The organism is Algoriphagus sanaruensis, assembly GCF_001593605.1.
Taxonomy (GTDB): Bacteria; Bacteroidota; Bacteroidia; order Cytophagales; family Cyclobacteriaceae; genus Algoriphagus; species Algoriphagus sanaruensis.
Genome location: NZ_CP012836.1, coordinates 1,274,686 through 1,287,188 on the forward strand (window position 1 = coordinate 1,274,686; position 12,503 = coordinate 1,287,188).

The following is a 12,503-nucleotide window of genomic DNA, read 5'->3' on the forward strand; positions in this document are numbered from 1 at the left end:
ACATGAAATTAATTTATCGTTCATTTTGTCTGATTTTCCTGATCCAAGTTTGGGGAGGAAAGGTGTTTTCGCAGCAACTTGAGACAGTTCAATTTTCCACTCCAAAAACGCTGTATTTCTCAGGAGAGAAAATTTGGCTTGAAGCTGAAGTCCGCTCAGGCAGTGATGCTTCTCCATCCCAATTAGTGTATGCGGAATTGGTGGATGATCAATCTCGGTCTCGTGCGTATGTCATGTTGCCTTTGGAGCAAGGAAAAGCCACTAACTATTTGACCATTCCTGATAATCTGCCTTCGGCGAATTATTTGCTTCGTGTCTATACAAGGACAAGTCCTTACCTCAGTTTGGACAAAGGAATAGCTCAACAATTCGTAACGGTAATCAACCCGATGGTTCCGCCTGCACCTTCTAAAAACAAATCGGAGGCCAGGAGAATCTTGCCAAAAGCAGAGGCTCAAATTCAAACCGCTGATCAGCTTCAAGCTATTTTAAAAAATTCAAGTTCTGGAGCCCAAGCAGTTGGTGTTTCCATAGCCAATCCATTTTTGACTGGAGAGCAAGAGCAAATTCCAAGTTCGATTTATACGGAATTAGATTCAAAGCCCCTGTTGCCTGAACTTTTTGGTCATATTCTGGAGGTGAAAGTTCCCGAGCCCGACACAAGTAAGACGTATTTTATTTCAGTTCATGGAAAGCAAAGTTCTCTATACACTGCTCATCCCAATGCCCAAGGCAGCATGTTTGTGGATATTGGGGGATTGAAGCATTGGGATAAAGTAATTCTCCAGCTCGAAGATGGAAGTGAAATGCCTGGGATCGAGATTATTCCGCCAGTTGTCCAGACCAAATTCCGAGCGGATTTCACTTTTCCAGAGCTTAGTCTTACAAAAGAGGATTTGGTTTTTTTAGAAACTTGGCTTAAGGCTTCCAGAATTGAGACCTATTTTACTGAGCGATATTCGACAGATTCGGTTCAGATCGTGACAGGCTTTGTGGCTGATTACACCTATTTATTGGATGACTACACGCGATTTGAAACTGTGGAAACAGTGCTTAAGGAATATGTGCCCAGCGTTGCTGTCAGGAGTCGGGATAAGAAAAAAGAATTTCGTCTGATTGATATGGCCAAAAACATGGTATTTGAAAGCAATCCCCTCATTTTGGTGGATGCCATGCCGGTGTTTGATTCCAATTTGTTGGCGATTTTTAACCCAAAGCAATTTCAAAAACTCGAAATTTTAAATCGGGAGTTTTACTTGAATGATCGAACATATCCTGGGGTATTAAGCTTTTCCAGTTACTTGAATAATTTCGGACTGTTCCCTTTGGCTGATCAAGCTCGGTTTTTTGATTATTTAGGACAACGTCCTGCTGTGGAATTGAAGCGAGATCAGTTTGTTCGGAAAATTTCTGAAGCTCATGTCCCAGATTGGAGAGGGGTTTTATGGTGGAATAATTCTTCCTCTGACTTAGATCAGCTAGAAAAGCCAGCGCTTCCTGGAGTGTATGTGTTATGGAAAAGAGTGGAAGACACTTCAGGCAAAAGCAAAGTGATAGCTTCTTATTTTCAACTCGATTAATCCTACTCAGGCATTACATATTCCAGAATTCTATTTCCTGAGCGGGTTCGAATAAAATACTGCTTGGATTTGGCTTGGTGACTGATTTGTATTTCTCCTTCGCTTTCAAGCGGAGTTGCCGTTAGCATTGCGCCTTTCCAATCATACAAAAATCCAAATCCCTGCTCTGAATCCGTAACCAAGAGGATTTTCCGCTCTGAACCAAAATCAACAAATCGAATCCAACTTTCCCCGGTTTGAGGGATGGTAAATAGGAGACTTTCCGATTCATTTAGAATTTGAGTTCGGTTAAACTGTTTGTTTGCAATCAAAAAAGTGCTGCCAAATAGGTCGCCGATCAGTGAAAAGCGATCATCTCGATTTTCTTTTACAAGTTGGTTTCGGTATCGAATTTCTCCTCCAAATCCGGCCTGAATTACTTCTCCCGTGGTCGAGATCGCTGAAATCTTTAAAAAACCTGCATCTGGAGTGATGGTGATCGGAGTGTTGATCTCAACTTGAAAATCTATTGGAGATCCGGTTTGATTTTCCCCTCTTCGGTTAAATAAATGTACTTTTCCATCCGAAGTTTGAACTGCCATAAAATCTCCTTTTCCCGGTACTCGAATATGAGTAGGAGGCGTTAATGCAGAAGATTTCAAGGGTAGCGGATTCCAGCCTTCTAAGGCTTGTCCAGTTTTATCAAATAGCCAAAGATTTCCAGATTCACTTGCGGCAAAAAAACGGTAATCCCGATTTTGGTCATAATCCACCAAATTGAGTTTGGAGAACTTTTCGCCTGCTTTGGTGATCGGAAATCCAGGTAAGGAATTACCTAAACGATCGATCCCATAGATGCCGTCTGCAGTGGCAAATAGCAATTGCAATTTTCCGTTTTTGTAATAATCTATTTGGAAAACGTCAGATACAATCGGATTCTGTAAGGGAATCTCAAATACTTTTTCTCCTTCCGAACTGAATAAATGGAGGGTGTGCTCTTCGGTTTGGACGACTAGATCTTCTGTTTGATCATTGAAATTGATGGCGATTTTAGGTCCATAAATCAAGCGCGAAGGAAGTTCAATTACTCGGTTAGCTTGAAGGATCAATGCATCAGATTCCTTTTTAGGAGCAGGGGCAGTCGCATTGAAAGGTAGTGAAAGGGTAGCTTCTGTTCGTTTTCCCAATTGATTTAATCGTAAGGAAAGATAAGGGAAGGCCAAAAAAGTGCTTCGGTGTTTTTGGAGGAAGGTGCTCCAAGAGGGATTGCTGGAATCGATCCATTGCTTCCAGATTTTTTCAAGGAAAATCGTTTCGCTAAAACCAGAGGCAGGGTCGATCGCCATCAAGGGTGAATTAGGAGAATATGCCCAAGTATTGCTTGAATCAATATCATCCAATAGCATTTTCATGGCTAAGGCAGAATTGGCCATGATCAGCATATCGCCTCGAGTAGTCACATGTGTTTGTGGAAATCCTTGGAATTTTCCTTCAAAAAGATGTGCAGGAAACTCTTCCTCTGGAAAAAAAAGAATCTCATTTCCTAAATAGAAATCATTGCTGGGTATTTCCTCTGTACCTCGAAATTCTTTCAGCATCGTCCATGCTTGCTCCGGATAATTGCTTCGAGCCAAAAGAACCTGATTGTCGGTTTGATTGCCGATTTCTTCCAATTGCAGAAGATAAAGCTCACCGGTAAATGAGTCTAAAAATCCTCGATCGATCAGTTTGGTTTGGATCTCTCCCTGAACCGTTGATTTTGGCGTGAATGCTGGATTTTTGAGTTTTTGAGTTTCAAAAATCCCATTCAGGTTGATTTGGGTTAATGCTTGTGTTCTATTTGAAATGAGTTTTTCAAAAGCCGGGAGATTCGCTTGAACTGAAGGCAAAAAGGAAGTAATCTGCTCCGCACTTGTGGTTCCTTTTAGGGCTAATTCAGTTTCGAGAAATTCAAGCTCCAAGCTTGTCCAATCTTTTCTTAGACCTAAGGAGGCAGAAAGGCGTGATTTGTTTTCCTGAGCAATCCCCTTCAAAAGTCTCGAAATGCCTTTCGAGGTTAAGATTAGCCTTGATTTACCAGTAAATGCTGATTCCTCATTCATGAGGGTTTTTAAGGTGTTTTCTCCTTGATTGAGGTAAGAACGGATAGCCTCTTCCACAAGAAACGAGGAGTTGGAAGCCAAAAGGACATGATTGATCAATGCAACTGTCCATGATGGTTCATCTTTATTAGACTGGAATTCCCAAATAGGTTGATCGCTGTAGGTTCGAGTTTGGACAGTGGCGCTTGAGCCTACCAAGTTTTTGAATTCGGCAAGCAATTCCTCTGCTTGAGTCCCTCCAAAATTTACTGCAAATAGGAGGCTGAAATTTTCCTTTCCTGTTCCGTGGTAGCTTATCGTGACTTGTTTGCCCCGAAGTGTATTTGAAATTTTTCCCGAAGAACCAGTTAGACTATCCAAAAAAGTAACTTGTTCGGATAGCGTTTGAAAAGCTGGGAATTGGGAGAAAATCGCCCAAGAAGGATGCTGAACCCACTCATTCCATAACTGATCAGCTTGCGTAGTCTCCAGCGTAAAGACGGCTTCCTCAGAAATTAATTCGAGGGTGTTAATTTCTTTGGATTGAAAATAGGTCGAATAGATCCAAAATCCTCCCCCTGCCAAAAGGGTAAGTCCAAGTAGGATCAATAAGCTTTTCCAGATTTTCAAGGTATTGAACAGGTGATTGGGATGATTCAGCTAGTATACAAAAAAGAGACCTAAGATGCCCCTTTCAAAAAGGAGAATCTTAGGTCTACCTGAAAAACGGAATGGATTAGTTGCTCAACTTATCCAATACGTTCATCACTTCTTTCACGTGACCTCTTGAAGTTTCCAAAAGGGCTTTTTCTTCAGCATTGAGATCAAGTTCGATCACTTTTTCTACCCCGTTTTTACCCAAGATTACTGGAACACCTAGGTAGCAATCATCGATTCCGTATTCTCCATCCAGCTTAATACAAACAGGGAATACTCTTCGTTGATTTTTGAGAATAGCTTCTACCATTTGTGCGGCTGCAGATCCTGGAGCATACCAAGCAGAAGTACCCATAAGTTTCACTAATTCCCCGCCACCAAATTTGGTGCGCTCGATGATGGCATCTAGCTTATCTTTTTCTACCAATTCAGTCACAGGAATACCTGCTACTGTTGTATATCTTGGAAGAGGAACCATAGTGTCACCATGACCGCCCATTAGGATAGCTTGGATTTCCTTGCCGGATACGTTAAGCTCGTCAGCCAAAAATGCTCTGTAACGCGCTGTATCTAGGATGCCTGCCATACCGATTACTTTGGTACGAGGAAGTCCTGAGGTCAAATGCGCCTGATAGGTCATTACGTCAAGTGGGTTAGACACGACGATGATGATGGCATTTGGAGAATATTTGATCACGTTTTCTGTTACAGATTTCACGATACCTGCATTGGTTTCGATTAAGTCGTCACGTGTCATTCCAGGCTTACGTGGAAGACCTGAAGTAATTACAACTACGTCAGAATTAGCAGTTTTGCTGTAGTCATTGGTGCTACCTACAGTTTTGCTGTCGTATTGATTGATAGGGGCTTTTTGCCAAATGTCGAGGGCTTTGCCTTCAGCAACACCTTCTTTGATATCAACTAAAACAATTTCTTCGGCGATCTCTCGGTAAGCTAATACGTCTGCACATGTTGCGCCTACGTTACCCGCACCGACTACGGTTACTTTGCTCATGATTTTTTGGATTTTAGGATAGATTTAACTGCCTTGAAAAGCGGCGCTAAGATATTAAACAACCGCTAGGAATCGAAACCAGCGGTGGAATACTTTGTTTTTGTGGGTGGATTTTTATTGGAGAAAAACCAAGGTTTGATTCACTTATTCAAACATTTGCCGCAAGCTGAAAAATCCAAATGACTCTCGATAGGATCTAAATAGTCGTTGATTGTTGGTGTTGTAATATTCCGCTAGTGAAGTCATCATTTTTGCCTTGATTTTTGGGTTGCTGTCAAAAATCTCCTGAATAGCAAAATGTGGAATTACAATCAGTTCAGCTTCATCCGAAGTGATAATAGCAGTATAGGTTCGCTTGGCGTTTTCCAACAAAGAATTTTCTCCAAATGCTTCTCCTCGGTTGACTTCTAGGATCGTTTCAAAATTATCCCGGACGTCGATAGTTAGATTGACTTGCCCTTTTTTCAAAAGATAGAGGGCCTGACTTGGGTCTTTGGAAAAAAACACCACTTCATCTCGAACATACTTTCGAACGTGCATAGCAGGTAAAAAATTAGCCAATTCCTTCATTCGGAGGCGTTCAAAAAATTTGATCCCTTGAAGAAAATCAAACATTTTGATTTCCTCTGGCTCATACGTTTTGGAAAAAGGGTTTCGCATGGATTAGGATTTTTTGAAATGTAAACAAATTCGGGTAGAAGGGGAACACTTAGCCCAATCAGCGATCCGATGACCGATGATCCAGGCTATTTTCCCACCTGATTCCAGTACTTTTATCCGCCGTTTTTGGATCAAGGGGATTTTCTGGTCAATGAGAAAGTCAGATATTTTTTTGGACGAATTCATCCCCAAAGGAATAAATCGATCTCCTTCTTCCCAGCCTCGAATGGTCATTGGAAAAGTGAGGTGCTCTAGGTCTAGGAGGGCATTCGTAGGTTTGGGATCAATAATTCCATTCCAGTTCTCCTCAGAAATTTGCCACTCATTTCCATGGATTAGGATTGAGTTGATTCCTCTCTCCAAAGTGATAGGTTCAAAATGGTCAACTATGGGTCCAAGAATTAGCTTTTCTCGATCTATGACAAGTTCAAAATTCTTACTGTAGAAAACTGCTCCGGTCTGAAAATGGCTCAAATTTGAAGCAATCTCTTGGGTTTGGTCTGGCTGAAACCCATAGCTTCTCAACCAAAAATAGAGCAATGATGCCGCTCCGGGTTGATTTTTTAATGACTGAATTTCTACTTCAGAAAACTCTCCCTGCTCCCGAATCGAATCTTTTTTCCATTTTTCAACCAAATCAAAAAACAACTTTCCAGTGTCCTTCAGTCTGGATAGGCTAGTAAGAAGGTTTTTTCGAGCATCCGGCTCCACGGAAAGTAAGGTTGGTATGACCTGATGACGAAGTCGATTACGCTTGTATTTGTCGCTTGAATTTGAGCTGTCTTCTCTCCATGAAATGGTGTTTTCTAGGAGGTAATTTGAGATTTCTTCCTTGGCAAATGGTAATAATGGACGGATTAAATGGCCCTTTTTATCTGCCATCCCGTATAGCCCCTCTATCCCGGTGCCTCTTAGAAGATTGAGTAAAATTGTTTCAATCTGATCGTCTTCATGATGAGCCAGAATGATTCCCGTGAGATTTCTTTCGGACCGGGTTTTTTCAAAAAAATCATAGCGGATTTCGCGTGCGGCCATTTGGATAGAAATGCCCTTAGAATCGGCTAATTCCTGAGTGTTAGGGTGTAGAAGATGAATCTCGACCCGGTGATCGTTTGCCCATTTCTTGGCAAATTCTTCATCTAAATCACTTTCTGTTCCTCTCAATCCAAAATTTACATGTGCCAGCTCAAAAGGAACTTTGGCTCGGTTGAGCAAGCTGGCCAAACAGACACTGTCCTGTCCCCCACTAAACGCAAGCAAGTAAGTGGAATTTCCAGAGGTGTCTAGCAGTGTGGAAATATGAGTTAAAAAACGTTCAAGCATCAATCAAAATTAGGGTTTTTCCGTATTCTAGCTCCAAGAATTAAAAGAGCTTGAATTATGCCGGAGTGAAAAAATCTTGGTTCGACACTTATGTTGATAGATTATTAGTCCCATTTGCCGCTATTTAGTTCATTCTCCTAATTTTGCTTCCTCAAAAATCTCCAAATGTCGAATTTCGCTCAACCAAAACATGTGCTTCTATACCTGATTTTAATTTGGACAGGAGTAGGTGCCCATGGGCAGCAAAGTTCGACTTTGGAAATCACGCAGGCTGATGAGCTTCTTGGGGCTGGGAATTTTCAACGGTTGATTGGAAATGTAAGAATGTCCCATCAAAGCTCCCTGATCTACTGCGACTCTGCGCACTTTTATCAAGACATCAATCAAGCAAAGCTTTTTGGTCGTGTGCGAATAGAGGATAAGGTAGATCCAATTACTACCAAAAGCACCTATGCTGAATACGACGGCAACACCAAAATTGCCAAATTGAGAAATAAGGTCGTGTTCACAAATCAAGAGACCACGCTCTACACTGACTACCTAGATTATAACCGGGAGCTCAATACTGCAACTTATTTTAATCGTGGAAAAGTGGTGGACTCAACCAATGTTCTCACCAGTGAGCGAGGACTTTATGAGATCAATTTGGAGAAAATCACTTTTCAGAAAAATGTGGAGTTGGTCAATCCGGATTATACTTTGAAAACCAATAATCTTATTTATCTCACCATTCCAAAAACTGCCGAAACAACTGGGCTTACCAATATCATTTCCACTGAAGGGTACACCTTAGACGCGCAGAAAGGAAGCTGGTACAATACCCAAGCAAAGCAGTTTAGATTTTTTGATGGGATTGTTGAAAATGAGGAGACGCGAGTCAAGGCGGAGGAACTTTATTACGAAGAAACCACCGGCTATTACGAGGGGAAAGAGGATGTCCGGGTTCTGAATAAAGAGCGCAATGTGGAGGTTTTTGGTGATGTGGGGCAGTATTGGGAAGATAGAAAATATAGTTTGGTCCATGGAAAAGCCTTGGTGAGAAGGTACTTTGAAAAGGATACCCTTTTTATGATTGCCGATACACTTATTTCTCAAGATAGCGAGGCTGATACTGCTAAGTATCTACAAGCATTTCATTCAATTAAGCTTGTCAAGGCAGGTCTTGGAGGAATAGCGGATTCCCTATTTTATAATTACTCTGATTCCTCCATTCATTTGTTTCAAGACCCCGTTTTATGGAATGAGAAAAGTCAGATTGTAGCGGATAGCATGGTTTTTTACATAGCAAATGAGACCTTAGATCATGTCTTGATGAAAAACAAAGCCTTCGCAATTTTGACGGACACCTTGTTGAACTACAACCAAATGAAAGGTCGAAAAATGACCGCCTATTTTGCAGATGGGAAGATCAGTCGACTCGATATTGATGGGAATGGAGAGTCTCTTTACTTTGCTTTGGAGGGGGACACCTTAACCCAAGGGATCAATCGGATTCTAAGTGCCACGATCAAACTTGACTTTATAAATGGTTCTGTAACTCGAGCAAAATTTGAGATTCGACCAGACGGAAAGTTTTTGCCCGTCCAAAACTTGACGGAGGAAGTTTCTCAATTGGACGGATTTTCGTGGAGAATAGAAGAGAAACCCACCATGAAGACCATTTCGGAATGGAGGGCAGTTCAAGAAATTGACCTGAATGCGAAAAATTTGTTCAACGAACCTATTCTAGAAATTATCCTTCCCACGGAGGAAGAAATTCAAAAAGAGGTCATGAAAAGGTCGATGAAGCCTGAAAAAAGGCCGGTCGTCAAAACGCTAAAAACAGATTTAAAAAACGAACAGTAGGCAATTCATTTTTTTCCGAAAAGGTTAACATGAATTAACCGGATTTTTTTACTTAAAAATGACCGAAACGGTAAATTTGTCCGTATATTTTATTCCGAAGGAAAAAATCTCGGCATATCGAAAAAACTTCTACATGAATCTTTTCTCAAAAATACTGATTGGGCTGATGCTAATGCTTCCGGTAATTGCCGGTGCGCAGCAGGTTCGGGTATTAAGTGAGACGGTAGATTTTCAAGGTGAGATTGGATCAAATCAGCGTAAGACGGTCATTCTTCAAAATGAATCCAATCAGCCTAAAGTTTTTTTGTTGAAAGCGCTACGAGGAAATGTAGGTTCTTCTCAGAAAGTGAAAATTTGTTTGGGTGAACAATGTTTTGACCCTAAAAAAGACCTCGCCAAAATTTTGATTGAGCTCGACCCCTGGCAGATTTACACTGATTTGTATTTGGAGTTTGAGATGGGAATTGTCGAAACCCGAGGAAGTTTTGAACTTTTGTTTTCCAGCCCTCAAAATATCAGGGAAAATTTTGTCGTTGAAGCTCGATATGAGGTCAAATCAGATCGGGTAGCCGATTTTCAACATAAGGATATCGCTCTAAGTGAAATTTATCCAAATCCCAGTAACCGGATTGCACAGTTGGATTATGAGTTAATTAATCCAAAAGCGAAAGCTAAAATTGCCATTAATAGCTTTATTGGTAATCCAGTTGCAGAATATGAATTAGATCCAAGTAGATCCTCATTGGTTATCAATGTGTCGGATTTTCAGCCTGGGGTTTATTTCTACACGCTTTTTGTCGACAATAAAAATGTTGTCACCAAAAAGCTTCAGGTCAAAAAGTAGTCGCCTGTTTCCCTTTCCGTTAACCTTTTGAATCAGAATAATTATCCCGTATATTTGCGGTCTTGAAAATGTACATGCGCGCCAATTTCTTCATTTCCTTTGCTTTACTTCTTTTGATTTCATCCTGTGGTCCTTTTGCCAAACTGGAAAAAAGTACCAATTGGGAGGAGCTTTACAATGGGGCTAACAAGTATTACCAAGAAGGAGAATATGGAAAAGCCATCATTTTGTATGAAAAGGTTTTGCCGATCATTAAGGGTTCTGAGAAGGCTGAACTAGCAGAGTATAATTATGCTAACTGCCATTTCAAAACCAAGAGATACATCGAGGCGGCTGGCTATTTCAATACATTTTACAGAACCTACAGCAGAAGTCCATTGGCTGAAGAGGCATTGTTTATGAATGCATATTCACTCTACTTGGATGCTCCAGATTACAACCTAGATCAAAAAAGCAGTCAAGAAGCAGTCACTGCGATTCAGCAGTTTATTACGCGCTTCCCATCCTCGGCTAGCTACGAGCGAGCTTTGGAAATGCTGAAAGATTTGGAGGGTAGATTTGAACAAAAGGCATTTGCTGAGGCAGAAATGTACTATCGATTGAAAGATGGTCTTTTCCCTGGGGACTTCTACCGAGCTTGCATTATCAATTTCCAGAATTTTGCCAAGGATTATCCAGAAAGCAAGCATAATGAGGAATTGGCATATAAGCTTGTGGAAGTAGGATACGGCTACGCAAAGAATAGTGCTTTTGATAAGAAAGAGGAACGCTTAAATGATGCGCTTAAATTTGCATCTACGTTTTACAGAAAATATCCAAATAGTGCTTTTATCGCGGAAGTGAAAAAATTTGAGGATGAAACCAAAGAGGAATTGGATTCTCATCTCAAACTCAAAAAACAAACTGCGGAAAATCAGACCACCGCTGAAAAAAACGAGTCTGAAAATTAATCTCGAAAAACATAACTATCTTCTATATGGCAGTCAATCCATCCATCGTTACCCGTGACTTAGATAAGATTTCCGAAACAACCGGTAATGTCTATGAGTCCATCCATATCGTGGGACAGCGAGCAAAACAAATCTCTTCAAACTTGAAAGAAGAGCTTAATAACAAGCTTTCTGAGTTTGCTTCATCCGTGGACAATTTGGAAGAAGTATTTGAAAACAAGGAGCAAATTGAAATCTCCAAGTTTTACGAGCGTATGCCAAAACCTTCTACTCTTGCAATGGAAGAGTTTATTGAAGGAAAGGTGTATCACAGATACCCTGACCAAGAGGAAGGAGAATAAGAGTTCATGAGTCTTTCAGGCAAGCGGATACTTTTAGGAGTAACAGGTAGCATTGCTGCCTACAAGTCTGCTTTGCTTGTACGATTATTAATTAAAGCTGGAGCAGAAGTACAAGTAATCATGAGTACTTCTGCTCTTGATTTTATTACCCCTCTCACTTTAGCAACCCTGTCCAAACGGCCAGTGCTATCTCAGTTTTGGGAGAAGGAAACTGGTGAATGGTCCAATCATGTAGAACTCGGGCTTTGGGCTGATCTTTTTGTAATTGCTCCTTTGAGTGCCAATACCTTGGGTAAAATGGCGAATGGCATTTGCGATAACTTACTTTTAGCTACCTATCTATCCGCCCGGTGCCCTGTGATGGTTTGCCCTGCGATGGATTTGGATATGTATCAACATCCGGCCGTAAAAACTAATTTGAATCGTTTGATTTCGTTTGGGAATAGCGTGCTAGAAGCCACTTCTGGTGAACTTGCAAGCGGCTTGGTAGGACAAGGTAGAATGGCTGAACCGCAAAGCATTTGCCAAGAAATTGAATTTTTTTTCAACAGAAAGAAGGATTTTCTTGGTAAAAGAGTCCTGATCACTTTAGGGCCAACGCAAGAAAATATTGACCCCGTCCGGTTTATAAGTAATCATTCAAGCGGGAAAATGGGTTTTGAAATTGCGAAGGCATTTCAACATGCAGGAGCAATTGTATCTGTAGTAGCTGGACCTGTACACCTTGATCTTTCCCAATTCACAACGCATCGGGTTACTTCTGCCAACGAAATGTTTGAAGTAGCAAATCGCCTTCATAGCGAACAAGATATCTGTGTTTTTGCAGCCGCTGTAGCGGATTATGCCCCTTCCGAAATTGCAAAAGAGAAAATAAAGAAATTGGATTCTGAGGCCGTAATTCACCTGAAGAAGAATCCTGATATTGCCCTAGAACTAGGGCGAAAAAAGAAACCGAACCAGCTACATATCGGGTTTGCCTTAGAAACTGAGCAAGAAGAAAGGTATGCCTTGGAAAAGCTCCATAAGAAAAACTTAGACTGGATCGTTTTAAATTCAGCTAGAGATGAAGGGGCGGGATTTAAGGTAGATACCAATAAAGTGAGTATTTTCCATTCTTCTGGGAGGGTGACCCATTCGGCTGTTATTCCAAAATCCGAGGTTGCTCAATTGATCCTAAATGAGATCAAACTCGGATAATCAGGCTTCCTTAATCCAGAATTTTTCTATT

The 12,503-nt window shown here is 41.0% G+C and carries 10 protein-coding genes; 6 read left to right on the forward strand and 4 right to left on the reverse strand.

Annotation, left to right across the window (positions count from 1 at the left end):
- Positions 1-2: 2 nt before the first annotated feature.
- Positions 3-1,580: a hypothetical protein gene (locus AO498_RS05720; protein WP_067544640.1), complete on the forward strand. Its 1,578-nt coding sequence runs from the start codon at positions 3-5 to the stop codon at positions 1,578-1,580.
- Positions 1,581-1,582: 2 nt separating this feature from the next.
- Here AO498_RS05720 and AO498_RS05725 read toward each other — a convergent pair whose 3' ends face one another.
- The 4 genes from AO498_RS05725 to tilS form a co-directional block, all read right to left on the reverse strand.
- Positions 1,583-4,270, reverse strand: a complete 2,688-nt coding sequence (locus AO498_RS05725; protein ID WP_067544642.1) for a hypothetical protein — start codon at positions 4,268-4,270, stop codon at positions 1,583-1,585.
- Between the two features lie 106 nt (positions 4,271-4,376).
- Positions 4,377-5,312 carry a malate dehydrogenase gene (mdh, locus tag AO498_RS05730; RefSeq protein WP_067544645.1) on the reverse strand — a complete coding sequence of 312 codons (936 nt, stop codon included), beginning with the start codon at positions 5,310-5,312 and terminating at the stop codon, positions 4,377-4,379.
- A gap of 144 nt (positions 5,313-5,456) precedes the next feature.
- On the reverse strand, positions 5,457-5,972 hold the full coding sequence (locus AO498_RS05735; RefSeq protein WP_067544647.1) for a Crp/Fnr family transcriptional regulator: 516 nt from the start codon (positions 5,970-5,972) through the stop codon (positions 5,457-5,459).
- 3 nt (positions 5,973-5,975) lie between these two features.
- The gene (gene tilS / locus AO498_RS05740) at positions 5,976-7,295 is read right to left on the reverse strand and encodes a tRNA lysidine(34) synthetase TilS (protein ID WP_067544649.1); all 1,320 of its coding nucleotides are present in this window, start codon (positions 7,293-7,295) and stop codon (positions 5,976-5,978) included.
- A gap of 165 nt (positions 7,296-7,460) precedes the next feature.
- Here tilS and AO498_RS05745 point away from each other — a divergent pair, with 165 nt between their 5' ends.
- The 5 genes from AO498_RS05745 to coaBC all read left to right on the forward strand — a co-directional run bounded on the left by AO498_RS05745 (position 7,461) and on the right by coaBC (position 12,472).
- The gene (locus tag AO498_RS05745) at positions 7,461-9,140 is read left to right on the forward strand and encodes an OstA-like protein (RefSeq protein ID WP_067544651.1); all 1,680 of its coding nucleotides are present in this window, start codon (positions 7,461-7,463) and stop codon (positions 9,138-9,140) included.
- A 133-nt stretch (positions 9,141-9,273) separates the two neighbouring features.
- Positions 9,274-9,984, forward strand: coding sequence for a T9SS type A sorting domain-containing protein (locus AO498_RS05750; protein ID WP_067550270.1), 711 nt, complete (start codon positions 9,274-9,276; stop codon positions 9,982-9,984).
- Between the two features lie 74 nt (positions 9,985-10,058).
- Positions 10,059-10,934: an outer membrane protein assembly factor BamD gene (locus AO498_RS05755; protein ID WP_082792192.1), complete on the forward strand. Its 876-nt coding sequence runs from the start codon at positions 10,059-10,061 to the stop codon at positions 10,932-10,934.
- A 26-nt stretch (positions 10,935-10,960) separates the two neighbouring features.
- Positions 10,961-11,275, forward strand: a complete 315-nt coding sequence (locus AO498_RS05760; RefSeq protein WP_067544655.1) for a DNA-directed RNA polymerase subunit omega — start codon at positions 10,961-10,963, stop codon at positions 11,273-11,275.
- Positions 11,276-11,281: 6 nt separating this feature from the next.
- The gene (coaBC, locus tag AO498_RS05765; RefSeq protein ID WP_067544657.1) at positions 11,282-12,472 is read left to right on the forward strand and encodes a bifunctional phosphopantothenoylcysteine decarboxylase/phosphopantothenate--cysteine ligase CoaBC; all 1,191 of its coding nucleotides are present in this window, start codon (positions 11,282-11,284) and stop codon (positions 12,470-12,472) included.
- Positions 12,473-12,503: the final 31 nt, after the last annotated feature.

Bases quoted from the DNA above. Each gene is read 5' to 3' on its own strand.
- AO498_RS05720 (WP_067544640.1), top strand. From the start codon at position 3: ATGAAATTAATTTATCGTTCATTTTGTCTGATTTTCCTGATCCAAGTT.
- mdh (WP_067544645.1), bottom strand. From the start codon at position 5,312: ATGAGCAAAGTAACCGTAGTCGGTGCGGGTAACGTAGGCGCAACATGT.
- AO498_RS05735 (WP_067544647.1), bottom strand. From the start codon at position 5,972: ATGCGAAACCCTTTTTCCAAAACGTATGAGCCAGAGGAAATCAAAATG.
- tilS (WP_067544649.1), bottom strand. From the start codon at position 7,295: ATGCTTGAACGTTTTTTAACTCATATTTCCACACTGCTAGACACCTCT.
- AO498_RS05745 (WP_067544651.1), top strand. From the start codon at position 7,461: ATGTCGAATTTCGCTCAACCAAAACATGTGCTTCTATACCTGATTTTA.
- AO498_RS05750 (WP_067550270.1), top strand. From the start codon at position 9,274: ATGAATCTTTTCTCAAAAATACTGATTGGGCTGATGCTAATGCTTCCG.
- AO498_RS05755 (WP_082792192.1), top strand. From the start codon at position 10,059: ATGCGCGCCAATTTCTTCATTTCCTTTGCTTTACTTCTTTTGATTTCA.
- AO498_RS05760 (WP_067544655.1), top strand. From the start codon at position 10,961: ATGGCAGTCAATCCATCCATCGTTACCCGTGACTTAGATAAGATTTCC.
- coaBC (WP_067544657.1), top strand. From the start codon at position 11,282: ATGAGTCTTTCAGGCAAGCGGATACTTTTAGGAGTAACAGGTAGCATT.